20 protein-coding genes are annotated in these 24,207 nt (G+C 63.6%); 8 read left to right on the forward strand and 12 right to left on the reverse strand.

Translation table 11 applies throughout. From position 1 onward, the window contains the following. Positions 1-175 precede the first annotated feature (175 nt). The gene (locus Q0R16_RS18080) at positions 176-985 is read left to right on the forward strand and encodes a pseudouridine synthase (RefSeq protein ID WP_295639774.1); all 810 of its coding nucleotides are present in this window, start codon (positions 176-178) and stop codon (positions 983-985) included. Next, positions 982-1,533, forward strand: coding sequence for a 16S rRNA (guanine(966)-N(2))-methyltransferase RsmD (gene rsmD / locus Q0R16_RS18085; protein WP_295639508.1), 552 nt, complete (start codon positions 982-984; stop codon positions 1,531-1,533). Before Q0R16_RS18080 ends, rsmD begins: the two co-directional genes overlap by 4 nt. Here the strand turns inward: rsmD and Q0R16_RS18090 are convergent. Beyond that, the gene (locus Q0R16_RS18090) at positions 1,530-2,828 is read right to left on the reverse strand and encodes an MFS transporter (protein WP_295639511.1); all 1,299 of its coding nucleotides are present in this window, start codon (positions 2,826-2,828) and stop codon (positions 1,530-1,532) included. The two genes, rsmD and Q0R16_RS18090, sit on opposite strands and share 4 nt — an antisense overlap. 187 nt (positions 2,829-3,015) lie before the next feature. Between Q0R16_RS18090 and Q0R16_RS18095 the strand changes: the two genes are divergently transcribed. From Q0R16_RS18095 to ald, 3 genes are all read left to right on the forward strand, one after another. Then, positions 3,016-3,255, forward strand: a complete 240-nt coding sequence (locus tag Q0R16_RS18095; RefSeq protein WP_295639514.1) for a hypothetical protein — start codon at positions 3,016-3,018, stop codon at positions 3,253-3,255. 150 nt (positions 3,256-3,405) lie between these two features. Then, positions 3,406-3,726: a hypothetical protein gene (locus Q0R16_RS18100; protein ID WP_295639516.1), complete on the forward strand. Its 321-nt coding sequence runs from the start codon at positions 3,406-3,408 to the stop codon at positions 3,724-3,726. A 193-nt stretch (positions 3,727-3,919) separates the two neighbouring features. Then, positions 3,920-5,035: an alanine dehydrogenase gene (ald, locus tag Q0R16_RS18105; protein WP_295639519.1), complete on the forward strand. Its 1,116-nt coding sequence runs from the start codon at positions 3,920-3,922 to the stop codon at positions 5,033-5,035. Positions 5,036-5,045: 10 nt separating this feature from the next. Here the strand turns inward: ald and Q0R16_RS18110 are convergent, their stop codons facing one another. The 5 genes from Q0R16_RS18110 to Q0R16_RS18130 form a co-directional block, all read right to left on the reverse strand. Further along, positions 5,046-5,306: a hypothetical protein gene (locus Q0R16_RS18110; RefSeq protein WP_295639522.1), complete on the reverse strand. Its 261-nt coding sequence runs from the start codon at positions 5,304-5,306 to the stop codon at positions 5,046-5,048. A gap of 19 nt (positions 5,307-5,325) precedes the next feature. Next, a complete protein-coding gene (locus Q0R16_RS18115) occupies positions 5,326-5,538 on the reverse strand; it encodes a hypothetical protein (RefSeq protein WP_295639525.1) in 213 nt (70 codons plus the stop codon). 39 nt (positions 5,539-5,577) lie between these two features. Continuing rightward, positions 5,578-6,255: an MnmC family methyltransferase gene (locus Q0R16_RS18120; protein ID WP_295639528.1), complete on the reverse strand. Its 678-nt coding sequence runs from the start codon at positions 6,253-6,255 to the stop codon at positions 5,578-5,580. Continuing rightward, positions 6,252-6,584 carry a DUF6481 family protein gene (locus Q0R16_RS18125; protein ID WP_295639531.1) on the reverse strand — a complete coding sequence of 111 codons (333 nt, stop codon included), beginning with the start codon at positions 6,582-6,584 and terminating at the stop codon, positions 6,252-6,254. Before Q0R16_RS18125 ends, Q0R16_RS18120 begins: the two co-directional genes overlap by 4 nt. Before the next feature lie 73 nt (positions 6,585-6,657). Further along, positions 6,658-6,864, reverse strand: coding sequence for a cold-shock protein (locus Q0R16_RS18130; protein ID WP_295639777.1), 207 nt, complete (start codon positions 6,862-6,864; stop codon positions 6,658-6,660). Between the two features lie 346 nt (positions 6,865-7,210). Between Q0R16_RS18130 and Q0R16_RS18135 the strand changes: the two genes are divergently transcribed. Next, positions 7,211-9,181: a TonB-dependent receptor gene (locus Q0R16_RS18135; protein WP_295639534.1), complete on the forward strand. Its 1,971-nt coding sequence runs from the start codon at positions 7,211-7,213 to the stop codon at positions 9,179-9,181. A gap of 250 nt (positions 9,182-9,431) precedes the next feature. Further along, entirely contained in the window at positions 9,432-11,198 is a 1,767-nt protein-coding gene (locus Q0R16_RS18140) for a CshA/CshB family fibrillar adhesin-related protein (RefSeq protein WP_295639537.1), read from the forward strand. A 292-nt stretch (positions 11,199-11,490) separates the two neighbouring features. On the opposite strand, the gene Q0R16_RS18145 is transcribed toward Q0R16_RS18140, so the two are convergent. The 5 genes from Q0R16_RS18145 to Q0R16_RS18165 all read right to left on the reverse strand — a co-directional run bounded on the left by Q0R16_RS18145 (position 11,491) and on the right by Q0R16_RS18165 (position 20,197). Then, a complete protein-coding gene (locus Q0R16_RS18145) occupies positions 11,491-12,393 on the reverse strand; it encodes an aldo/keto reductase family oxidoreductase (RefSeq protein ID WP_295639541.1) in 903 nt (300 codons plus the stop codon). 33 nt (positions 12,394-12,426) lie between these two features. After that, complete coding sequence (locus Q0R16_RS18150) at positions 12,427-17,625, reverse strand: hypothetical protein (RefSeq protein WP_295639544.1); 5,199 nt, start codon at positions 17,623-17,625, stop codon at positions 12,427-12,429. A 64-nt stretch (positions 17,626-17,689) separates the two neighbouring features. Beyond that, the gene (locus Q0R16_RS18155) at positions 17,690-18,727 is read right to left on the reverse strand and encodes a hypothetical protein (RefSeq protein WP_295639547.1); all 1,038 of its coding nucleotides are present in this window, start codon (positions 18,725-18,727) and stop codon (positions 17,690-17,692) included. Between the two features lie 34 nt (positions 18,728-18,761). Then, entirely contained in the window at positions 18,762-19,247 is a 486-nt protein-coding gene (locus Q0R16_RS18160) for a hypothetical protein (protein WP_295639550.1), read from the reverse strand. 29 nt (positions 19,248-19,276) lie between these two features. Then, positions 19,277-20,197, reverse strand: coding sequence for a hypothetical protein (locus Q0R16_RS18165; protein WP_295639552.1), 921 nt, complete (start codon positions 20,195-20,197; stop codon positions 19,277-19,279). A gap of 339 nt (positions 20,198-20,536) precedes the next feature. On the opposite strand from Q0R16_RS18165, the gene Q0R16_RS18170 reads away from it, so the two are divergent. Next, the gene (locus tag Q0R16_RS18170) at positions 20,537-20,752 is read left to right on the forward strand and encodes a hypothetical protein (protein ID WP_295639554.1); all 216 of its coding nucleotides are present in this window, start codon (positions 20,537-20,539) and stop codon (positions 20,750-20,752) included. A 156-nt stretch (positions 20,753-20,908) separates the two neighbouring features. Here Q0R16_RS18170 and Q0R16_RS18175 read toward each other — a convergent pair whose 3' ends face one another. Beyond that, positions 20,909-23,899, reverse strand: a complete 2,991-nt coding sequence (locus tag Q0R16_RS18175) for a TonB-dependent receptor (RefSeq protein ID WP_295639556.1) — start codon at positions 23,897-23,899, stop codon at positions 20,909-20,911. Positions 23,900-24,207 lie beyond the last annotated feature (308 nt).

Consider the following 24,207-nt stretch of genomic DNA (forward strand, 5'->3'; position numbering starts at 1 on the left):
CGAGCGAAGTCGAGACACGCTAGCGCTGCGTTGGCGTGTCTCGACTTCGCTCGACACGAACGGAGGTTTGATCACGGGTCTTTCCCCCTCACTCGCTCTGCTCTAAGGCTCCCCGATGGCTCTCCCTCCCCCCAAGAACAAGCAAGAACGTCCGCCCTGGGCCAAGCCCGCACCGATGCTCAAGGGCCGCGCCGAAAGCACGCCCGATGGCGATCGCATCGCCAAGTTGCTGGCGCGCGCGGGGGTTGCCTCGCGCCGCGAGGTCGAGCGGATGATTGCCGATGGCCGGATCAAGCTCAACGACGTGGTGGTGACCACGCCTGCCACGATCCTGAAAACACTGGCCGGGGTGTCGGTCGACGGCAAGCTGGTCGCGGCGCCCGCACCTGCGATGCTGTTCCGCTTCCACAAGCCTGAGGGCCTGCTGACGGCCGAGCGTGATCCGGCCGGGCGACCGACGATCTACGATGCGCTCAAGAATGCGCTGCCCAAGGGCACGCCGCGATTGATGCCGGTGGGGCGGCTCGATCTCAACACCGAAGGGCTGCTGCTTCTCACCAACGATGGTGCGTTGAAGCGCGCGATGGAACTGCCCGCCATGGGCGTGCCGCGCACCTATCGCGCGCGGACGTTCGGCGATATTTCGCAAGCCACGCTCGAAGGTCTGGCCGAAGGCGTGACCATCGAAGGCATGCGCTATGGCTCGATCGACGCCAATATGGAGCGCAAGACCGGGCGCAACCAGTGGATCGAACTGACGCTGAGCGAGGGCAAGAACCGCGAAGTGCGGCGCGTGCTCGAATTCCTGGGGCTCCAGGTCAGCCGGTTGATCCGCACTGCTTACGGTCCGTTCCTGCTGGGCGATCTGCCGCGCGGTGCCGCCGATCCGATCCGCCAGGTTGATGTGGAACGCTTTGCCAAGACCTTGAAACCAGCCCCGGAAAAGACCGCGCCGGGCAAGCCGATATCGGGCGAGTCCGAATGAGAATTGTTGCAGGCGAATGGCGCGGACGGCCGCTGCGCGCACCCGATGGCGAGAACACGCGGCCAACTGCCGATCGCACGCGCGAAACGCTGTTTTCGATGTTGCACAGCCGGCTCGGCAGTTTCGAGGACTTGAAAGTGGCCGATCTGTTCGCAGGTTCGGGCGCATTGGGGCTTGAAGCGCTGTCGCGCGGGGCCGCGTCGTGCCTGTTTGTCGAGCAGGACGCCAGTGCGGTGCGGGCGATCAAGGACAACGTGGCATCGTTGAAGGCCACCACGCGCGCCGATATTCGCGCGGCTTCGGTGATGACGCTGGGCGCGGTGAAGGAACCGGTGGACCTGCTGCTGCTCGATCCGCCCTATGGCTCGGGCGCGGGTGCGGTCGCGCTCGATCGGCTCGCGCGGCTGGGGTGGATCGATGGCGCGACCTGGATCAGCCTCGAAACCCACGTCGACGAGGAACCCGAATTGCGCAGCTACCAGATCGACGCCACGCGCAAGGTCGGCAAGGCGCGGCTGACACTGCTGCGGCTCAAGACCGAGGGCTAATCAGCACGGCCCAGCCGTGCGCCAAGGAAGGTGCACAGCCCCGCCACGCTCATCAGCAGGCCCACCGTCTGCACGCCATAATGCGTCGTCATGATCTGCGCGGCGTAAGGTGTCAGCGCGCCCCCGATAATCCCGCCCAGCGCGAACGCCACCGATGATCCGGTGTAGCGCACCTCGACCGGGAACTGCGCCGATAGCCAGGCCGAAAGCGGCCCGTAAACGAACCCCATCGTGAACAATGCCAGCGCAATCGTCGCGGTGATCGTGGTGACCGTGCCGAAGTGCAACCCGGTTCCGAAGCCGAGCCCCACCACCACCGTCGCCAACCCGCCCATGCGGATCACCGCCGCCGGGCTGGTCGCGTCGGCGCGGACCGCGGCGGTCACGATGCCGATGGCAAAGGCCAGATAAGCGAACATCTGCGCACCGAGCACAGCTTCCCGTCGCAAGCCCAAGCTGCCGGTGGCGTAAGACAGCGCAAACGCGGTGCAGAGGTAGAAGATCGCAAAGGCACTGACCGAACCCATCACGCCGATCAGCAGCGGGCGTTTGTGGTGGCTCAGCAGCGAACCGATCGGCACCATCGGCGGCGGACCATGATTGCGCGCGGCGCTGAACGCCGCGGTTTCGCTTATCCGCAACCTTATCCACAGACCTATCCCGACCAAGGCCGCGCTGGAAACGAAGGGGATCCGCCAACCCCAGCTCAGGAATTGGGTGTCGGTCAGCGCCAGGCCCAGCAGCACGAACAGCCCGTTGGCCGCGACCAGCCCGATCGGCGATCCCAATTGCGGCGCCGCGCCGAACCGCGCGGTCCACCCACGCGGTGCGTTCTCCACCGCGAGCAGCGCCGCGCCGCCCCACTCACCCCCCAGCCCGAAGCCCTGCCCGAAGCGCAGGATGCACAGCAGCAGCGGCGCGACCCAGCCGATCATCTGGTAGGTCGGCAGGAAGGCGATCGCCATGGTCGAGCCACCCATCAGCAGCAACGACGCGACCAGCGTGGCCTTGCGCCCGACGCGATCGCCGAAATGGCCGAATGCGATCGCCCCCAGCGGCCGCGCGACGAAGGCGAGGCCGAAGCTGAGATAGGCCGAAAGCAGTTGCGCCTCGCGGCTGGCGGCGGGGAAGAACAGCGGCCCGAAAACCAAAGCGGCAGCGGTGACGTAGAGGTAGAAATCATAGAATTCGACCGATGTACCGACCAGCGCGGCCGTCAGCACGCGGGCATTGGCGCGCAACGGGTTTCGGCTGCGTTCCGATGTATCTGCCAGTACGCTTGATTCGCTCGTCATCGACCCCGCTCTCCCTCCGGCGATCTAGCAGCCCCTGCACCGGGCGAACAGCACGGTCACAGCATGGTCTCCGGCCTTGCGGAAATCCGACCAGGGCAACGCAGTCTAAACCCGTCGCGTGCCATTCCCATCGGGCAAGCGGGGATGGCTGGCAGGGATGGCTGGCGGGAATGGGGGAATTCCAATCATGAAAGCTTTCAAGACGGTTCTGATGGTCCTGGGCGGACTCTATCTGTTCGGACTGGCCTCATGCGTGATGCTGGGAGCAGGAACCGTTGCCGTTCTGCAGTCGGCGGGAACGTCCAACACGATCCACAAGTACGCCAGCGAAAGCCGCGAACAGGAATCGGTCGCCGAACACAACGAACGACTCAACCGCGAAGCAGCCTATCGCGATCCGCCATCGCACATCGATCCGGACAACTGAGGCTGGTTCCGAACACTCGGGCAAAACCCTCGGAAATGCCGCCAGCATGGTGAAGGATCGCCGATTGGGGCTTGTCGGAGGCCGGTCAAACCGGCACCCTTGGCGACGCGACGGGCACAATGCCCCGCGCAATCGAGAAGGGTCGAGGTCATGAAAGCCAGGATTGTCATCGCTGCTGTCGCCGTCATGTGCTTCGGCGCGTCGGCCCTTGCGGCCGAACCGGCGCCCGCGACCAAGGCCGCATCGGCACCTGCACCCGCAGCGCCCAAACCGATTGCCGCACCCGCCGTCAAACCGGCTTCGGCCAAAGTCCTGCCCAGGCGCGCTGTCGGCGACAATGCGGCTACCAAATCAGGCCAGAAGCCGCGCACTGCAATCTCGCTTGATTGCTCGAAGCAGGCCGATGCCAAAGGGCTTCACGGCAAGCCGCGCGAAAAATTCCGCAACGAATGCAAGAAGGCCGGCAAGTAAATCCAGCTATCGGCGTGCGTGAAACGGCAGGCGGAGCGATCCGCCGGCCTTGTCACGTCAAGCGAGGGACCAGCGGGAGTCTGTGTCGGGATTTTGGCGGCAAACAGGTAAAAAATGAAACCACTTTCCCGCGTTCTGCTGTATAGGCGCGGCACGCTATTGTTCGCCAAGACTCTGTATCAAGGACACCACCATGCGCGTCGGCACCGTCAAGGAAATCAAGAACCACGAATATCGCGTGGGCCTGACCCCCGAAAGCGCGGGCGAACTGGTTGCACACGGCCACGAAGTCTGGGTCGAAGCGGGCGCGGGGCTGGGCATCGGCGCGATGGACTCTGACTATGCAGCGGCGGGCGCCAGGCTCCAGCCCGATGCGAAAACGGTGTTCGATGGCTGCGAAATGGTGGTCAAGGTCAAGGAACCGCAGGCTGTCGAGCGCGCGATGCTGCGTGAAGGGCAAGTGCTGTTCACGTACCTTCATCTTGCGCCCGATCCCGAACAGACCCGCGAACTGGTCGCTTCGGGCGTTACCGCGATTGCTTATGAAACCGTGACCGGCGCGGGCGGGCAATTGCCGCTTCTCAAGCCGATGAGCCAGGTTGCCGGCCGCATGAGCATCCAGGCGGGCGCCACCGCGCTCGAAAAGGCCAATGGCGGGCGCGGCGTGTTGCTGGGCGGCGTGCCGGGCGTACTGCCGGCGCGCGTGCTGGTGATCGGCGGCGGCGTGGTCGGTTTCAACGCGGCGCAGATGGCGGTCGGCCTCGGCGCCGACGTGACCATCCTCGATCGCGATCCCGAACAGCTCGAACGGCTGGGCATGCACTTCGAAAGCCGCGCCAAGACGCGCTTTTCCAACCGCGCGAACATCCAGCAGATGATCTGCGAGGCCGAACTGGTGATCGGCGCCGTGCTGGTGCCCGGTGCGGCGGCTCCCAAGCTGGTGACGCGCGACATGCTCAAGTGCATGAAGCCGGGTGCGGTGCTGGTCGACGTGGCGATCGACCAGGGCGGGTGCTTTGAAACCAGCCACGCCACCACGCACGCCGATCCGACGTACCTGGTCGACGGGATCGTGCACTATTGCGTAGCCAACATGCCCGGTGCAGTCGCACGGACGAGCACGTACGCGCTCAACAACGTGACGCTGCCGCATGCGCTGCGCATCGCGGATCTGGGCTGGAAGGGTGCGCTCAAGGCCGATGCCCATCTGGGCGCGGGCCTGAATGTGCATGCCGGCAAAGTGACTTACGAAGCCGTGGCGCGCGAATTGGGGTACGATTACACGCCGGTGGCCGACTTGCTCGGTTGACGCTTCGGCGTCAGTCGGGCGTCATCCGCGCGGCCAGGTCCATGAAATTGCGCGCGGCCTCGCGCTCGACCGGGTCCTTGAACGCCACGTCGAGATCGGGGCCGTGGCCCAGCATGTACATCAGCGTCCACAACGCAAACCGCCGGCCGGGATCGCGCTCGAGCCCGAAATCGACGCGCGCTCGATCCATCCCGCCTTCGATCGCTGCCGGAGACAGCGTCTCGATATCGGTCTGGCCGAAGTAGCGGTGCAGCAGGTCGTGGAAATCCATGGCCGAAGTGTAAGCCTGCTTACTTGGTCGCGTATTGGCCGGGCATCGCGCGGAAGTTGTCGCGCGCGAAAACCTTGGCTGCAGCGGCGGTCTTGAACCGTTCGTCCTGCAGGCTCGATGTGACAATCGGGAACCCTTGCGAATTGTAGCGGGTATCGCGAACGGTCAACCGGAAATCGCCGGCTTCATCCTTCTTGATCAGGAAAGGGGCGTTCGAAGTGCGGGTTGTCATGGGTTATGCTCCTTGGGAAATCGATTGAATTACAAACGCCTAAGCGGGGGATTTGGCAAACCATATGACATGCATCGGGCCCTTGCCGTTGCTGCGGGCGCGCACGCCCACTTCATCCACTTCGAAGCCGGCGCGCAACAGCCGCCCGGTGAAAGGCGGGTCCTTGGTGGCCGACCACACCGCCAGGATTCCACCCGGCTTGAGCGCAGCCCGCGCCGCGCGCAGGCCCTGCTTGGTGTAAAGCTGGGCGTTGTCTTCGCAAGTCAGGCCGTCCGGCCCGTTGTCGACGTCTAGCAGGATAGCGTCGTAAGTGCCTGTGCACGAAGCAATCAGCGCACCGACATCGCCCATCACAAGATCGACCCGCGGGTCTTCGAGGCACCCGGCGGCCACATCGACCATCGGCCCGCGCGCCCATGCGATGACTTCGGGCACTAGTTCCGCGACGGTGATCCGCGCGTCCTTGTCCAGCTTTTCAAGCGCAGCCCGCAACGTGAAGCCCATGCCATAGCCACCGATCAACAGGTACGGCTTCTTGCGTCCGGCGATCCGGTCACAGGTCATCGTGGCGAGCGCCATTTCCGACCCACTCATCCGGCTGCTCATCAGTTCGTTGCGATCGAGCGCGATGATGAAATCGCGATCGTGCCGGTAAAGACGCAGTTCTTCAGCCCCGCCCGGCACTTGTGCAGTGCCCAGGAGTTCGCGTGGAATCAACGCTTGCGGTTCTTGCGAGCGGCGTAGCGGGCGTCGCGCGCCGCCTTCTTTTCTTCTTCGGTCAATTCCTTGGGCTTGGCGGCGGCGGCAGCTTCGGCAGCCAGGCGCGTGGCCTCGATCTTGGCGAGTTTCGCTTCCTCGCGTTCGCGGAGCAGTCGCTCACGCTTTTCGGCAGCAGCGGCCTCCTTGGCCTGCTGAGCGGCAACCTTGCGGGCCACTTCGGCTTCGTCGAGCGGCTTCTTGCTCCGCAGCTTATCCAGCGCCGATTCGCGTGCGCGCTGTGCTGTGGCGACCCGATCCTGAAATCCGGGTTCCTTGTATCCTGCCATTGATCCTGCTCTGTCCTGCTATGGTGTTGATGAAGTGGCCGGGCCCGCCGCAAAGGCGGGCCCGGCCGATCATTCAGGCAGCCTGAAGGTTCACTGCCGAAGTCTTGCCACGCTTGTCGGTTTCGAGTTCATACGAAACGCGCTGGTCCTTTTCGAGCGTCGACATGCCGGCGCGTTCCACGGCCGAGATGTGAACGAACGCGTCATCGCCGCCGGTTTCGGGAGCGATAAAACCAAAGCCCTTGGTTTCGTTGAAAAACTTGACCGTTCCGGTAATCATAAGCTTGTCCTTGATCATGTAGTATCGTCGGGCAACCGCGTCATTTGCGGAACCCGGCATTGTGGAGCTGATTGATTGAAGCGAATTGGGGACAACTGGTGATGCCGTAGCGGCCGAATTATCCGTCGAAATGCGACGTCAGCGAGGGTCCCCTAGCACAGCTTGTGCGAAAACCGAAACACCGCTGTTGCCGAACGCTTTTTGCTGCTGCGCAGATGATCGGAATGCGGCTTGAGTGCTGACATTCGCGTTGACGGCGGCGTGGCTGCGTGGTGATCGCGAAGGCATGGACCATGGTCGTTTTCGTATCGTTTTGCTCGCTGGTTGCATGCTTCCGGGAGCCGCAATGGCGCAATCGGCCGACTCGGCGCCAGACCATCCCCAAGAGCCGATCGTCGTCACAGGGCGCGGGCTCGATCAGACACCCGCCGTGGTTGCCTACGATATCCGCACGCTCGACCGCACGGCGCTGCTGTCGGCCGTGTCGGGGCGGATCGAGGATGCCTTGTCGGGCGTGGCCGGTTTCCAGCAGTTTCGCCGCTCGGACAGTCGCTCGGCCAACCCTTCGGCGCAAGGCGTGACGCTGCGCGCGCTGGGCGGCAATGCCACCAGCCGCACGGCGGTTTTGCTCGACGGCGTGCCGATGGCCGATCCGTTCTTCGGGTTCGTGCCGCTATCGGCAATCGCGCCCGAACGGCTGGCATCGGCGCGGGTGACGCGCGGCGGTGGCGCGGGCGCGTTTGCGGCGGGCGCGGTAGCCGGCACGATCGACCTTACGAGCGCCAGCGCCGCCGATCTCGGCCTGCTCAGCGGCGAGGCTTCGGTGAACGATCGCGGCGAGACCACGCTGTCGGGAACGATCGCGTCGAAACTCGGCGAGGGTTTCGCCGAGGCGAGTGGCCGCTGGGATCGCGGGCGCGGCTTTCAGACGAACCCGCTGGCGCAGCGTATACCGGCGAGCGTGCCGGCGGCTTACCAAAGCTGGTCTGCCGGATTGCGCGGGGTGGCACCGATCGCGCCCGGTATCGAACTCCAGGCGCGCGGACTGGCCTTCCAGGATGACCGCACCTTGCGCTTCGCCGGCGCCGACGCGCATTCGCAAGGCGAGGACGCGAGTTTGCGCGTGGTCGGCCGGGGACCGTGGCAATTCGACGCGCTCGGCTATGTTCAGGCACGCGACTTCGCAGCCGTGACGATCAGCTCAACCACCTTTCGCAAAACCCTCGACGAATATCGCACGCCTTCGACCGGGGTCGGCGGCAAACTCGAACTGCGACCGCCGGTGGGTGGCGGGCACGTGCTGCGAGTGGGTGCCGATGTCCGCGTCGGGATCGGACAAACCGCCGAGACCGGGTTCAGCGCCACCACTGGCGCGGCCACGTTCCTGCGCAAATCGGGTGGCCGCAACAGCGATGCCGGGGTGTTCGTCGATGACGACTGGACATTGGGCGCGCTGACGCTGACCGCAGGCGTCCGCGCCGATCGCTGGTCGATCGCGGACGGGTTTTTCGAGCAGGCCACGCCTGCTGGCACCATCACCACGTCGAACCGCTTCGCGAGCCGCAACGGTTGGGAAACGACCTTGCGCGGCGGCGCGGCCTGGCAGCCGCTGCCCGTGCTGACAGTCCGCGCCGCTGGCTATTCGGGTTTCCGTCTGCCCACGCTTAACGAACTTTACCGGCCGTTCACCGTGCCTCCGGTGACCACCCAGGCCAATGCCGCACTGATCAACGAAAGGCTCGAAGGCTTCGAGGTCGGGCTCGATTTCGCACCCGACTCAAATGTGCGGCTGAGCGCGACCGCGTTTGCAGACCGCATCGCACATGCCATCGCCAACGTCACGATTGCCACCAATTTGCGCCAGCGGTTCAACGTCGATGCAATCCGCGCGCGCGGGCTCGAATTCGATGCGCACGTCCAGCGCGGGCCGTTTCGGTTCGAAGGCTCGCTGGCGCTGACCGACGCACGGGTTCGGGCCAGCGGCAGTGCAACGCCGCTGAACGGGCTCCGACCGGCACAAACGCCGAAGATTTCCGCCAGCGGCACATTGGGCTGGAGCCCCTCGCCCGGCTTCGATCTCGCGGTCACGCTGCGGCACACCGGGGCGCAGTTCGAGGACGACTTGCAAACCGACATGCTGGCGCCCGCAACCACGCTGGGTGCCTTCGTCAGCGTCCCGATCGGCCGGGTGTTTTCGCTGGTCCTGCGCGGCGAAAACCTGACCGATACCGCCATCGTTACGCGCAACGTGGCTGGGTCGATCGACCTGGGCACGCCCCGCACCTTATGGGTGGGGGTGCGGGTAAAGATCCGCTGAAACCAGGCAGGCGCACCATCGAAGCTGCAGAGCCTCTTAACCAAGCCATAGGTATTTCCCGGTAGTTCCGACGCTGGTTCAAACGACATAAGGCGTTAACGCGGGCATGAAGCTCGGTTTTTTCAACAAACTGGCACAGCGCCTGGCTCAGCGAATTGGACGGCGATGCGCACAGCGCCTGGCGCGATGCGTTCTGGCGATCATGGGCACAGCGCTGTCCGCGGCGCCCGCGCTTGCAGCCAATTGCAACGTGGCGACGTCGCAAGGCTCGACCGGGCCGAGCGACTGGCAATCGTATTGCTGGATCGATTTTTCGACTTACAACGACGCCACTGCGCGTTCTGTGGGCGGGCAGTCGATCAGTTTGACGTTGCAGGATGGGACGATCATCCGCTTCACGCTGAACGTCAGCGGCGCCGCGCAGACCGCGGTCGCCTCACCATCGTGGACCGGAGCGGCGGTCGGCAACACCGCCTTTCTCGGCATCACTGGCAAGCCGGTATTCTACCAGACCGCCGCGGGCACGACCACCGTAACCTTTTCGAACATCGTGCTGACCCCACCGACCGGGGGCACGACCACCGCCTACATGTTCGTGGCAGCCGACGCCGAATCGAGCAACCAGGGCGAAACGCTCAGCTTCCAGACCAACGGGCAGCCGTGGTTGCTGCTCGACCAGGTCGGCCCGATCAGCGGCTCGATCTATCCCACCACCTCGGGCACCGGCACCACGACCTTTACCGAGACGGGCGTTGCGGGCACCGTCGGTGCCTATATCGTCGGTTCGAGCACGCCGACCACGCTGACCACCACGCTGGTCGGCGGTGGCCTCCAGGGCGCAATGTTCGCGGTGCGCTTCGCCACGATCCGGCTGACGTCGCAGATCACCGGCGCGCGCGCGCAAGCGGCCGACCAGTTCACTTTCAACATCAACGCGACCGCAACCGGAACGAACCTCGCCACCGGTACGTCGAGCGGCACCGGGCTCGGCCCGTTCACCGCCGCCTCGCTGTCGAGCGCGGCGGCCTTGCCGCTGACGCTCACCCAGCAGATGGCCAGCGGCAGCACGGACACGATCGCGCATTACCGATCCTCGCTGAGTTGCACCAACAGCAGCTCGGGATCGAGCACGCCTTTGCCCACCAACGTGCTCACCACGTCGTACAGCTTCGGTAGCCTGGCGTTCGGCGATTCGGTCAACTGCACCTTTACCGAAACCCCCTTCCCGCACCTGACGCTGCAAAAGGCGCTTGCCGGCACTGGCCGGCAATTCGCCACCGACCAATTCGTGATGAATATCGACCAGGGCGCGACCAATGTTGCCACCACCACCACCACCGGAACGGGCGCAATCGTATCGACCGGCGTGACCCCGCAATACCAGGCCACCGCCGCGACCGCTTACAAGCTGTACGAAGCCGGCGCGGGCACCACGATCCTGGCGCAATACAGCGCGGCAATGGCCTGCACCAACGCCTACACAGGGTCCAGTACCACGCTGCCGACCACGCCGGGGGGCACGATCACCCCGCAACTGGGTGATGTGGTCACTTGCACGATCACCAATACCAGGCTCGCTGCAAACGCATTGCTGAGCGTGAGCAAGCTGGCCACCCCGCTGTCCGATCCGGTCAACGGTTCGAGCAATCCCAAGCTGATCCCCGGTGCGCTCATCAACTACAGCTTCGTGGTGGCCAACACCGGCGCCACCCCGGTCGACAGCAACACCGTCTGGCTGATCGACGCGCTGCCGGCGCAGTTGCGCGTCGGCACTGCCGCCACGCCGGTGTTCACGCAAGGTTCGCCGAGCAGCGGGCTGACCTTCACCGCCGGCACCGACATCAAGTACTCCAACTCCGCCACCGCACCGACCAGCTTCGCCGCCTGCACGTATTCGCCGGTCGCGGCCTACGACGCTGCGGTCAAGTTCGTGTGCCTCAACCCCAAGGGCGCGATGGCCGGATCGACCGGCGCCCCGCCCTCGTTCACGCTCAGTATCCAGGCCCAGTTGAACTGAGGTTCCGATCGCCGGTCAGTTTGCGCGGACATCGTACCAAAGTCATGCGGCGGACAGCCACGCGTTGATGGACTGAAATTCCTATCCGTCACTCCCCGTCGCCCCGCACTTGATGCGAGGCTTGGCTTTACTTCGGAGTGCTGGCCAATAAGGATTCGATGAGAAGCGGGCCGGGCCTGTCGCATGACAATCCGCAACGGCGCGGCTTGTGCGTCGGGAGGTGTCGCAGAAGCTTAGCCAAGCCCCGTGTCGAGCTCAGCGCGACGAGGGGGCCGGGTAGCTGATGTGCAGATTACGCCCCAGCCCCTCCGCCGATCCGTTCCAGCGTGGCAATCGCCTCCTCGGGCAATTCCAGCGACGCCGCCGCCAGGTTCTCGGCCAGATGGCCCCGCGAAGACGTGCCCGGGATCAGCAATATGTTGGGCGAGCGCCGCAGCAGCCAGGCCAGCGCCACTTGCATCGGCGTGGCGCCAAGATCACGCGCGACCGCCGACAATGCGTCCGACTGCAAAGGCGAGAAGCCACCCAGCGGGAAGAACGGCGTATAGGCGATGCCCTGCGCCGCCAGGTCATCGATCATGGCATCGTCAACGCGGTGGACCAGGTTGTAGTGGTTCTGCACGCAGGCGATCGGCGCGATCTTCTGCCCGTCGGCGAGTTGCGTGGCCGTTACGTTGCTCAGCCCGATATGGCCGATCAGCCCGCGTTGCTGTAAACTTGCGAGCGCCTCCAACTGCTGGTCGAGCGATCCTTCGGCCGGGCCGTGCGCGCTGAACATCGAGCGCAAGTTGACCACCTCGATGCGATCCAGCCCGAGCCGGCGCAAATTGTCCTCGACCCCCGCCACCAGATCGGCCGGCGCGTGCCACGGCAGCCAGCCACCCTTGTCATCGCGGCGCGCACCCAGTTTGGTCACGATCACCAACCCGTCGGGATAGGGGTGCAGCGCCTCGCGGATCAGCTCGTTGGTGACGTGGGGGCCGTAGTAATCGCTGGTGTCGATATGGTCGACGCCTTGCGCAACCGCCTCGCGCAGCACTGCGATAGCCTCGGCACGATCGCGCGGCGGTCCGAACACGCCCGGTCCGGCCAGTTGCATGGCGCCATAGCCCATGCGGTGGACGTTGCGTTCACCCAGCCGGTAGCGGCCGGCAGCAGCGACTGTGGGGGCGATGGTGGGGACGGTTTCGGCCATTGCGACAACTCCATGCGCGGTCAGCGCACGGGCTTACTTCGCGAGGCCGAGGAAGCCCAGCGTCGAGGTGTCGAACTTGATCTTCAGCGTGGCGAACACACCCTTCAGCGTGTTGCGCGCCGCGGCGAAATCGCGGTCGCGGAAGCCGCTGAAATTGTAGCCCAGCGTCAGGATCACGTCGCGCGCGGGCACCACGCCGATCGTGGGGCCGAATGCGAACTGCGTGACATGATCCGAAAGCGTGGTGCGGACGGTGGCGGTGCCGCCGATTTCCATGCGCTCACCAATGCCGATATGCGCGTCGATCCCGCCGAGCAGCGCAGTCGCGGCCAGGTCATAGCCCTGATAACGATCGAGATTGTAGCGCACCGCGCCGAACAGTCCGATCTCGCTGCGCTGGACGAATTCGTCGCCATTGTCGCCGTGAATGCTGCCGCGCGGTGACCAGTTGGTCGAAACGCTGCCGATCACCCGGCTGGCGCGCGCGGTGCCGTCGACATTGAGCGCGGTCACGCCCGATGCGCCCGCATCACCGTTCACGGCGTTCTGCACCCAGTCGCTGCGGAATTCGACTTTGGCCAGCGTGGCCACCGAGCCATCGGCCGGGCGGTGCGCGAAGGCCAGCGCGGCGTTGAAGATCTCGCTGGCGGTGCCATCGATGCCGCGCGCCTTGGTCCAGGTGAAGCCCGTGCCGGCAATCGTGCCCTCGCCCAGTTGGCGGATCGCGCCGAAGGTGACGCCCTTGCGCTTGGCCAGTTCGCCGTCACGGTATTCGCCGCGCAAGGACGTGGTCCAGCGGTTGGCGCGCCAGGTTGCGCCAAGCGTGAGCGCGGTGAAATCTTCGGCGATCTGGCCGCTATCGCCCAGATGCCCGCCGCTCGCCACCGGGTGTTGCAGGTTGATGACGCTGGCGGCGCTGATGCCAGAGATCACGTGGTTGCTGTCCACCGTAGCGTCGATCGACAGCTTTTTGGAAACGTTGAACGATTGCGCCAGCCCGAACGCGGCGAAGCTGCGCTTGCCGTATTCGGCGATATCCTGCGTACCCAGCGACGAGGCAATCCGCGCGCCCGACCAAGGCGTCACTTCGAAGCCGAACCGCCCGGTGCGCGCATTGACCGCGCTGCCCTTGGCAATTTCATAGCTGCCGATCAGCTTGATCCGCGACGACAGCGTATAGCGCGCCGCAAGCTGATGGCGCGACGGCAGGTCGATCGAGTCGGTCTTGCCCAGGCCGATGCTGGTCGAGGCATCGAGTTCGAGCTTGCCATCGAGCAAGCGCTGCGTGACGCCGCCATCGATCACCGCCGAATTGGCGGTGCTGCCATCGATCAGGTGATCACGCAAAGTCGCAAGACCCAGCCGCAAGCTGTTGCGACCCGTACGATATTCGCCGTGGATCTGCAGCGCTTCGCGGCGCGTGGCGTCGGTCAGGCTCTGGTCGAGCCAGCCGCTGGCGGTGAGTGAGAGCGATTCGGTCAGGTTGTAGCGGGTATCCACGCCATACCTGCGGCGCCCGGCTTCGGCGCCAGTGGTCTGCCCGACGCCATAGCCCTGGTCCATCGACCGCGCGTAAGCCAGCACGTCGAGCTTGCCGTCATGGTGCTCGGCTTCGACCAGCCAGGCCGATTGCGTGCTGCCGTTGCTGCGGCTGGCGGCCACTTCGGCGCGCACTTCGGTGCCGCGCGCGATCCGTGCCTTGAGGTCCAGCCCGCCCAGCCCGGTGCGCGGGCCATTGCCGGTATCGGTGAGCAAGGTGCCGCCGACGCGGATCTTGCCATTGGCTGAAGTCCAATCGACGCGGCCGCCGGCATTCATCTGCCCGCCGGCGACGCCCTGGTCGATTTCATAGTCGGCGACGATGAACTGCGGGTTTAGCGAGGAATCGCGGCTGAGGATCGGCTGCTTGAAGGTGATCGTGCCGGCCAGCAGATCGATGTCGTAATCGATGAAGCGGCTGAGCGTGCGGCTGTCGACGATGACCTCGGAGCGCAGGCGGTCGCGAACTTCGATCACCACGGTGTCGCTGTTGGCGATGATTGCGCGGCTCGACAGGCGGTAAGGGCCGGAGATGCCCCCGCCCTGGATCTCGTCGCGGTGGTGCGCCGATGCAACGCGGGTGGCGTAAGCGGCGGCATGGACCCCGCCCAACCGGCCTTCGGCTTTCACGCCGGTCGCGGTGCGCTGGTAGCGCGCGAGTTGGGTCTGGTTGAAGCCGGTCTCGAAATCGCCGAACAGCGCGGTGAACTTGGCGCTTTCGATCCGCACGTAAAGCTTGTTGCGGCTGGCGGCATCGAGCCGGCGGTCAGACCCATCAGCGAACACGGTATAATAGGCGCGCGGATCGATCGCGCCGAGCAGGCGTTGCTGGTCACGCTGCTTGGCGCTGTCATAAGCGACCGTAAGCAAGGTCGAACCGAGCACGCGGCCCTTGGCATAGAATGCCACGCGGCCATGGTCGCCCAGGTCGCTGTCGAACCGACCGGTGCGTTCCATCACGTCGGCGATCGTGCGTTTGCCCGCGGCGCCCTCGGCCAGGCCCACGAGAGTCCACTTCTGGTCGCCCGGCACCACCCAGGCTTCAAGCGACTGCAGGCGCTGCTGCTGGCTGGCTTGGGTTCCGTTTTGCTTGTTGTCGGTAAACTTGAAATCGAGCTGCAACGGCCCGCTGACCAGAGTCGGCGCCAGTTCGATCAGCGCAACGCCATCATCGCCCTTGACCGTCCAGCGCGGCGCGAACCGGCCGAGGCCCGACAATGCCCGCGACTGCATGGCGTCGAGCGCCTCGGCGCTTTCGTAAGGCGCGCTCATCGTGAAATCGCCCGAGACGCCGGCGTGGACCGGGCGGCCGTTGCGATCGGTGAGGCGAATTGCAAGGACCGGGCGGGTGCGTCCATCGGCGATCAGATGCGATTGTTCGGCAACAATTCTGGCTTCGGCGGCGGAAGTGGCGAAATGCACATCGCGCGTCAGCCGTTCGGCCTCGCTGCCATCGGCGTTGCGGATCACGGCAGTCAGGTGGACAACGTCGCCCTCGATGGGGATGCCGCGCCACATGCTGACCGCCCAGCCACCGGTGGCGGAACGCTTGACCGCATCGAACGCCACTTTGGGAACGGCCTTGCCGTCGGCCAGCAATTCGACCTTCTGCGCGGGCCGGTGCCGGATCACGACCCGAACGGCGGGCGCGCGCGGGTTGTGATCGATGGTCGGGAACAGGAAACCGTTGGAGCCATCGCCCATTGCCAGCCAGTCGGTTTCCGAGCCCGCTGCCGAACGATCCGAACGCGCTGCATCATCGAGATTTGCGGGCAACCGGTCACCATTTGCCGCCGATTCCGCAGGTTTGGCGACCTGTGTTGAAGCCGGTGACGCTAACGCTATATTTTTATGTTCAAAATCAAAGTTATATTCGAGCTTCTTCGCAAACGCTCTCGTTACCTTATCCATCGCAACAGCGGGAACGTCGGCATAGAAATCGGCTACCGCCAGGCTGCCGCCCTGCCCGCTTATAAACCGCGAAGTCGCGCTTCCGGCATTGCGGGTCGAGCGAGCGCAATTGGTGAATTTGCCGCCCTCTGGCAAAGTCGCCTCCAGCGCAGCCGCCACGTGGTCGCCAGGAACCAGGCCGTCGAAGTGATAGCGCCCTTCGGCATCGGTCACGGCAAAGCTGCCGTCCTCGAGCATGACCCGCACACCGGGGATGCCACGGTGCTCGCCCCGGTAGCTGCAATCGCCGTCGGTGATCCGCCCGATCAGCGTTATCCGACCGGCTAGCCCGTCGTCTTCGATATTGACTACCGCGCTGGCAACGCTCGTCAGCCCGCGCGCGTCGGTTGCAATGGCCTTGTTAAGCGCTTGCCCCGCCGTTGCGTCGGGACGAACCGACATTGCATATGTCACCGTTTTGGAGCCACCGGCCGCAATCGTGCCGAGTGCGATCGCCAGCGACCGGCCATCGGGGGCAATCGTTACCGCAGCCGGATTGGCCACGCCGTCGATGCGGATCGAATCCTTGCGCAGCCGCAACAGCGCCGAAGGCTGGTCGGTCAGCACCACGCCGCGCTTGGCGTGGCCCGCTTCGAGGTTCTTCGCGGTCAGGGTGTAAAACACCACATCGCCAGGCTGGGCCCGGTCACGCGAGGCAGTCTTGACCAGCCCGACCGCAACCGGCGGGCGATCGGCGGGCACGTCGATCCGCACCGGTCCGAACGCGGTCAACGTGAGGGGTTTGCCGAACGAAGCATCGATAATGGTGACCGGAAGACCGTCGGGCCGCGTGACTGTCGCAAGCTGCGCAGCGCTGGCGGTCGACGGCACAGTGTACGGCGTCACGGGCTGGACCACCACGCGGTACTGGCCGGGCGCGACCAGCGGAAAGCGGTATTCGCCGGACAGCATCGGATACGTCGCGCCGGCGGCGTCGGTGACGGTCTGTCCGGTAGTGACGATCGAGGGCCACACCGTGACACCATCGGGCGCGAACACCCGCACCGGAGCGCCCGTGACGGCATCGACCAGCGACACCCTGGCGCCATTTACCGCAGCGCCATCTTCGCTGTCGAACACCATTCCGAACGGATCGACCAGCACGTTGAGCGTGGCGCTGGCGATCGGGCTGACGGTGTCGCTGCCCTGAACCGCGATCGCGATCGTGTCGTTGACGGCCACGCTGAGGCGGCAATCGCCCTGCGAGGGGCTGGGAGGGATCGCGCTGGTGGGCACGGCACCGACGAACACGCCGGTATTGGGTCCGGTTTCGAAGATCGTCACGGTCTCGCGATCGCCCGAACTGGTGACCAGCGTGGCCTCGATCGAATCGACGGAATTGACGTTCTTGTTGCCGGCGGTGTCGACCACGCGGAAGAAGAAGCTGTCTCCGATGTGCAGCGAATTGGCCTTCACCGCCGAAGCGCTGGCAATCGTGGCATTGGCCGCATTGCCGATCGGCAGCATTGCCCCGCCGCACATCGATGGCACGAAGCTTAGTGGCTGGCCGCCAGCGGGTGTGTTGACGAACGTGTCTATCGTCACCGGCTTCTGCACCACATCGAACGCAACCTGGTTCGAGACGGTGGCATAAGCCTTGCCCGCCTGAGTCCAGTAAGCCTGAGCGATGTTGGTGATCGCCCGAACGTTTGCGGATTGGGCGCTTGCCCCTTGCCCCAGGATCAGGAGCGCTACGCTCAGCAGGGTCAGAAGGACCGCTCGGAAGGGGTTGAAGCGGTTCATGAATTTTTGTGGTGCTGACCGAATGATTGGGGTGGCGGTAACCATACCTGCCACCCCCTAACGATCAGTTGATGGTCGTCCGGAAACGCAACGTTTCGGTCGAACCGGCGGTCAAGTTGTTGAGCGTTCCTGCAACCGTGGTAGTACCCGCGGTGTACGTACCGCCGGCAGTGCCATCGGTGTTGCAGGTCGCGCCCGTCACGGTGCCATTCAGGAAAATCCCGTAGCCCGAACTGTACGTCACCGTTGTCGGCAGCGGATCGGACAGTGTCAGGCTGGTTGCGGTTGCCGCACCGGCGGCGTTGGCGACCGCGATGCAGTATTCCATGACCGCACCCGGGATTGCCTTGGGGTTGGTGGTGCCATTGACCGGATCGCTGATGAGCACGCTGGTCTTGGTGACGGTGAGCACCGGCGCCGAGACGGTATAGTCGCCCTTGGCCGAATACTTGCCGTCGTTGGCGGCATCGCTCGAACCCGCGCCATCGGCGAAGACCGTATCGACGCCAGCCGTGTTGGCGCCGCTGGTGGCCGTCAGCACCGTGCCTTGCGAGCCGGTGCCACCGCCCGCGGCAGCCGTGCCGGTGAGGATGTCGCCCGCAATCTGGCCATTGGTGACCGAGATCGCCACGTCGGCCGAAACGTAGACCGTCCGCGTGGTATCGGGCGCCATTTCGTCGAGATACGTGATCAGCGTGGTTAGCGCGGCGTCCGAATAGATCTTGTAGTTGCTGACGTCGATCGTATCGGTGCCGCCATGCTGGGCGGTGCCGCCCGACTGGTTGACCACGCCCAGAACGATATCGATTGTATCGTTCGACGAGTTGGTAACCGTGAAGGCGGTCGATGCCGAGGTCTGGCCCGGCGAAACCGTGGTTGTCGATGCGGCCGACGCGATCGTCAGGTTGACCTTGCGGTCGACCGTGATCGAATTGGACGCGGACTGGGCCGTCTGCGAAATGCCGCCGACCTGGTAATTGACCGAAACGGTGTTGGTGATCGTGCTGCCGGCTTGCGTGCCTGCAGCTTGTGCCGGCGTTGCCACCAGCGCGACGCCCGCGCTGGCCATGGCAACACCAAACGCTTTGGTAAAGTTCCTCATTTAATGTTCCCCTTGCGAACCCGTGTTGTTTTAATCAGCGGACCACGGCGTGGTACGAAACAGCGCCGGTGGCCCCCGGCGCGATTACGGCGACGGTCCAGCGTACGTGCGTGACATCGTTGGCTTGTGCGGCGCGCTGGCCGCCCTTGTCGTCGGCAACGGTCAGCTTTGCGAGCTGGCCCCAGCTCTTGCCGCCATCGACCGAAACTTCGGAAGCCTCAGTACCATCGGCAGCATATGCGACGCCCTTGGGCAGCGGGTTGGTGACCACGAAGTGATCGACCGCGCTGGCGCCGTTGTTGTGGTAGGCGGTCGAAAACACCAGGCGATCGCCCGGCACAACCTTCTGCGGCGTAACCAGCACGTGGGTTGACGCGCCATTGGTGACGACGGTCTTTTCGACCTTGACGTCGCCCTTCAGCGATATCTGCCCAGCCGCGGGTGCGGCAAAGGCTGGTGCAGAGATCAACGCAAGCCCGCTGGCAGCGATGGCGATGCGGATGGTTTTGAATGCGAACATGGTTGCGACCCTTTGTCGAATTTGCGCGATCAGTTGATCTTGACCTTGAAGGTAACGGTCTTGTCCGAGGCGCCGCCGGTCACGTTGCCGAGAGCGACATCGATTCCCGAAGCACCGGCCGTGCCCGAGTCACCATCTGTTGCGTCGGTCAGCGCTGTGCCGTTGAGCGTGAGCGTGCCGGCCTGGTAAGTCGTGCTGGCGGGGATGATGTCGGCCACGTGCACGCCTTCGGCAGTGCCCGACCCGGTTACATGCGCGACAATCGTGTAAGTGACGGTGGCGCCCGGAACCGGCGACGTGCCAGCGAACTGGTCGACGATGGCAGCCGACTTGGTGAGAGACACAGTGGCGAGGCTGGCGATCAGGCTGTCGAGTGCGCTTTGCGTGGCGTGTGAACTGCCGACAACCGCATCGCTGCCGCCTTGGCCCTTGCCGGCAAAGACCGTGCCCGGGGTGCCTGAACCGATCGCGGAAGTCGCGGTCAGCTTGACCTGGCTGGCCTGCGCGTCGGTTGCACCTGCAGGCAGCGACACGATCACGAAAACCTTGATCGATCCGTCTTCGGCGATCGGCGAACTGGCCGCGCCGGATGCCACCAGCGTATCGGTGCCGGGGGTGTAAACGCCGTTGCCGTCGGTATCGAGGTAGACGCCCTGGATCACGCCGTTGAAGCTGTTGCCCGAAACGGCGGGATCGGCGGTCAGGTTGAAGCTGTCGGTGCCGTTGCCGGTGTTGGTGATCGAGTAAGTCAGGACCGCGGCGGTCGACGTCGCGGTGACAGGAGAGCTGTTCAAACCGGCAACGGCGACATCGAGCAACTGATCGACTTTGACGCTGACGGTGTTCGATGAGACATTCCCGGTAGACGTACCGGTGTTGTAAGTCGCGGTCGCGGTGTTCTGGATCAGCGTGCCGGCGGCGACGCCGGCGGCATGCGCAGAACCGGCCATGCCGGTGATTGACAGGGCCAGCGAGCTGGCGGCGAGCAGGGTTTTGGCGTTCCTCATGACGCCCTTTGTATGACAAGGCCGGTTACTAAACCGTTCACGCACCCGTAGTTTCCCTTATTGGGCGCAGGGAATCAGCCAATCCGTTGCCGAAAAAAGGTGAATCACCCATTGGAGTCGCAAACCATTGCAGATCAAAGATTATGCAGTGATATTTTAGCACTGCGCGTGCAATCAAGAGATTCAGAAGCCTGAATCTCTCGCTGTGGGGGCAAAATTCACCCTGCTACAATGCAAGCAGTCGATGCTGGGATGGCGGGCAAATTGCTCGCGCGCGCAAGCGTGGGTGACCAGATCACGGCAAAATGGCCTGGTGATTTTGCGAGGGCGGCAGGCCGTACGGGGAGTCTTTTGAAAGCCCCGTCCAAAGCGACTGCGCAATGGCAGGCGCTTCACCACCTTGTGTCGGCATTTTCGGCGCCTGGCAAAACGCAGGCGGCTGCACGACACATTCGCGCGCAGGTTTATCTGCTGAACAATATCAATTACGACGTTTAATATCTTGAATTATAACGCTAATTGCCAATCTTGCATGTCGAGTCCGGTGTTGCCGAATGCCCGATTGTCATACTTCGCTTCAAACGAAAACGCCGGGGCTTTGGGCCCCGGCGTCCGTAGTTTTCAAACATCACCCGCCACGTGCGGGCGCCGGCATCAGAACCTGAAGCCGGCCGCAATGCCGTAGCGGCGCGGTTCGAGGGTGAAGACGTTGGTGTAGTTGCCCGACGATTGGTCGGTCACGTATTGACCGGTGATGCCGGCATCGTTTGTAATGTTCTGGATATAACCGCGCACGAAGAAGCGCTTGTCGGGCGCGTCGAACTGGATCTGCGCGTTGAGCTGCGTGTAGCTCGGGATGCGGTTCACGTTGCCGTTGAAAATGCTGCCATATGACGATCCTGTCAGGATTACGTCGAAGCGCGGCGTGACCGAGTAACCGCCGCCGAGCGCAAATTCATACTGTGCGCCAGCCGAAGCCTTGTAGTTTGGTGCACCTGGCAACTGATTGCCCTTGATGTTGACCGGGATACCCGACGAAAACACCGTCACGCCACCGAAGCCTGCACCAACCGTCGGCGCAAGTGCAGTCAACACGCTGCAAACGCTGAATGCGCCCGTCGAGTTGATGCCGCCGTCTGCCGGGAACGCTGTGGTGCCCTGAAGCCCTGCACCAGGCTTGAGACCAGGGATCGACCCAGCGTTGATCAAGGCATTTGCGGTGTTCACGAAGCCATTGACACCCGCGACATTGCCCGCGGTGTTCGCTGCGACCGCGCAGTTCGCACCGTTGGTGATGTCCTTGATGATCACCGCGTCCGACTTGCCAGCGCCGAAGTCGCGCGGGTTGGCCAGGAACTTGTCCTGCGACACCGAGGTGTGCAGATAGCTTGCCCCGATGTTGACGGTCATTTCGCGGACGGGATGCATGACCACTTCGAGTTCAGCGCCGTAGATATTGGCGCCAACGTTATCGTTGACCGACGTCCGTGCAACGATCCGCGAGAGCTGCAGATTGCTGTATTTGTAGTAGAATGCCGTCAGGTTCAGTTGCAACTGCCCATGACCGAAGCTGTTTTTCGATCCGATTTCAACCGCGTCGACCGCTTCTGGGGCAAACGAATCCGATACTGCGAAGATCGGCGACAGCGGCGGATTGATGCCGCCCGACTTGTAGCCGCGCGAGTACGAGATGTAGACCAGGTGATCACGCGACAACTGGAAATCGAGCACTGCCCGACCGGTTACGCGACCCGTGCTGACCGTCCTGATCTGGAAGGCGTCGCAGCCCGGAACCGATCCGACTGCACCGACCGGAGAGCCGGGAGCGCAAGCCGTTGCCGCATCCGCATCGAACTGCGCGCCAAACGGCGATGCGAACGTGTTTGCCGCACCGTTGGGGACCAGGAAGCTGGCCAGGGTTGTTCGTGCAGTGACCGCTTTCTTGTCGTGATTGTACCGCACGCCAAGGGTCAGCTTCAACTTGTCGCTGAACTTGTAGTTGCCTTCGGCGAAAATACCGTACGAATTCAAGGAGAAATCAGTGGTATTGTTGCGATAGGTCGGCGTGCCCAGGTAGGATGGCGGAAGGCCCGCGCCCAGTGCGCTGAGCGCACCAACCACGCTGGTGAAATAATCGATGCCGAAGCCATCGACGTAGTAGCTGTTTTCGCTGTTTTTCAGGTGGGCGTAGATGCCGCCCAGCAAGAAGTTGAACGGGCCGTCCCACTTCGAAGACAGGATGCCTTCTGCCGAATAGCTGGTGTCGTAATTGACCGAGCGGTCAAATCCGAGAATGTTCTGCGAGCAGACCGAATTCCCGCCGTGGATGCCGGTCCCGGTCGGTTCAGCAGCGGACGTGCAAAGCACGCCGGCCGGGCCATTGGGAATGAGTGCGGCTGCAGCCGGTGCAAGATAGCTCCCGAGCGCCGCACCGCCGCCGCCTCCAGCGAGGAATGCGAGCGTATTGAGCGCTGGCTGAATCAACGCACGGTTCTGAAGCGAGCCATTATAATCCTGCGAAGAATCAACGGCTACGTTCTGATAGTTGCCTTGAACTTTGAGGGACAGGCCACCTCCGAAGCGCTGCTCGATCGAACCCTGGATGATCGTTTCACGTGTGAAATAACGGGGATCGTAAGGTGTGTTGACCGAACGCGGGTCGCTCGAATTGAGGGCGCCGGCGAAGGTATTCGTTCCGTAGACGCTGCCCAATGCCAGCGATGTTGGCAGGCCTTGCGTTGCGAAGAATTCCTTCGACGTGAGCACTCCCACGAATGTCGAGTTGAAGTTGGTTACGCCGTTCGGGGTTGTCGCGGCCAGGCAACCAAGGATACCCGTCGGATCGGGTTGGCACGCCTGCTTCTGGCTGCGGAGGCGGCTGTCGCGTTCATGAAAATACTGGCCCATCAGATCGATGGTGGTATCCGACGTCGGTTCCCACCGCAGCGAACCACGGAAGCCGTATTCATTGCGATTGTCGATCTTGGTATTCAGCAAGGTGTTGGTCGTGTAGCCATCACGCTTCAGGTAGAAACCTGCGACACGCACCGCCAGGGTGTTGGTCAACGGGATGTTGATGACACCCTTGACCTTCTTCGAGTTGTAATTGCCGTACTCACCTTCAGCCGAGACGCTGATCTTGCTCATGTCCGGCTTGGCGGTGATGAAATCGACCACGCCCGAAGTTGCGTTGCGGCCAAACAGCGTTCCCTGCGGTCCGCGCAAAACTTCGATCTGGCTGATATCGTAGAATTCGGTTTCAAACAGGCGCGTTGCAAAAAGCGGCGCATCGTTGAGGTGGATGGCGGTTGCGCTGTCGCATGTCACGCCGACGCAAAGATCGCCGATCCCGCGGATGGTGAAGCTGGAGCCGGTGAAGTTGCCCTTGGTGAAAGTCACGTTGGGCAGCGTCAGCTGGAGATCGCTGGTGTTCTTGATCTGCTGCTTTTCGATCGCTTCACTGCTGAAGGCGCTGATCGCGATCGGCACATCCTGCAGCCGTTCGTTCGAACGCTGCGCAGTCACGATGATCGGAGCTTCTTCGCTCGTCGCCGGCACCGCATCGGCGGGCGCATTCTGTGCGAACGCAGGAAACGAAATGGCGCCAGCGAAAACGCTAGCGAGCAAAATGAGCTTGCCCCTCATATCAAAAAACCTCTCTCTCAGCGGGGCCAATCATTCGCGGGCCTCCGAGACGACAAGACATATCTCTGGCAAGGCCTTGTCAATGCCCAATTCGCGAACTTCGTGTTCCGTAGCGGAAAGAGATGCCAGGGCGTTGCATGCAGACAACAGGCAAAGCCGAATCGCCGCTTGCTGAAAATACTTTCCGTTTGATTCTCGGAACATGTTCACATTTTAATGTGAATTGCCGGTGGTGCGCGGCAGAATTTTGCGAATCCGGTAGTCGCGCGATTGGCTTGGCATCTGCCGGCCGATGCAGATTCGGCGCT

The organism is Novosphingobium sp., assembly GCF_025351285.1.
Taxonomy (GTDB): Bacteria; Pseudomonadota; Alphaproteobacteria; order Sphingomonadales; family Sphingomonadaceae; genus Novosphingobium.

Coding starts and splice junctions, on each gene's coding strand:
- Q0R16_RS18115 (WP_295639525.1), bottom strand. CDS start 5,538: ATGACAACCCGCACTTCGAACGCCCCTTTCCTGATCAAGAAGGATGAA.
- Q0R16_RS18130 (WP_295639777.1), bottom strand. CDS start 6,864: ATGATTACCGGAACGGTCAAGTTTTTCAACGAAACCAAGGGCTTTGGT.
- Q0R16_RS18165 (WP_295639552.1), bottom strand. CDS start 20,197: ATGGCCGGTTCTGCGCATGCCGCCGGCGTCGCCGCCGGCACGCTGATC.
- Q0R16_RS18135 (WP_295639534.1), top strand. CDS start 7,211: ATGGCGCAATCGGCCGACTCGGCGCCAGACCATCCCCAAGAGCCGATC.
- Q0R16_RS18080 (WP_295639774.1), top strand. CDS start 176: ATGCTCAAGGGCCGCGCCGAAAGCACGCCCGATGGCGATCGCATCGCC.
- Q0R16_RS18100 (WP_295639516.1), top strand. CDS start 3,406: ATGAAAGCCAGGATTGTCATCGCTGCTGTCGCCGTCATGTGCTTCGGC.
- Q0R16_RS18145 (WP_295639541.1), bottom strand. CDS start 12,393: ATGGCCGAAACCGTCCCCACCATCGCCCCCACAGTCGCTGCTGCCGGC.
- Q0R16_RS18125 (WP_295639531.1), bottom strand. CDS start 6,584: ATGGCAGGATACAAGGAACCCGGATTTCAGGATCGGGTCGCCACAGCA.
- Q0R16_RS18095 (WP_295639514.1), top strand. CDS start 3,016: ATGAAAGCTTTCAAGACGGTTCTGATGGTCCTGGGCGGACTCTATCTG.
- Q0R16_RS18090 (WP_295639511.1), bottom strand. CDS start 2,828: ATGACGAGCGAATCAAGCGTACTGGCAGATACATCGGAACGCAGCCGA.
- Q0R16_RS18155 (WP_295639547.1), bottom strand. CDS start 18,727: ATGAGGAACTTTACCAAAGCGTTTGGTGTTGCCATGGCCAGCGCGGGC.
- rsmD (WP_295639508.1), top strand. CDS start 982: ATGAGAATTGTTGCAGGCGAATGGCGCGGACGGCCGCTGCGCGCACCC.
- Q0R16_RS18150 (WP_295639544.1), bottom strand. CDS start 17,625: ATGAACCGCTTCAACCCCTTCCGAGCGGTCCTTCTGACCCTGCTGAGC.
- Q0R16_RS18160 (WP_295639550.1), bottom strand. CDS start 19,247: ATGTTCGCATTCAAAACCATCCGCATCGCCATCGCTGCCAGCGGGCTT.
- Q0R16_RS18110 (WP_295639522.1), bottom strand. CDS start 5,306: ATGGATTTCCACGACCTGCTGCACCGCTACTTCGGCCAGACCGATATC.
- ald (WP_295639519.1), top strand. CDS start 3,920: ATGCGCGTCGGCACCGTCAAGGAAATCAAGAACCACGAATATCGCGTG.
- Q0R16_RS18175 (WP_295639556.1), bottom strand. CDS start 23,899: ATGAGGGGCAAGCTCATTTTGCTCGCTAGCGTTTTCGCTGGCGCCATT.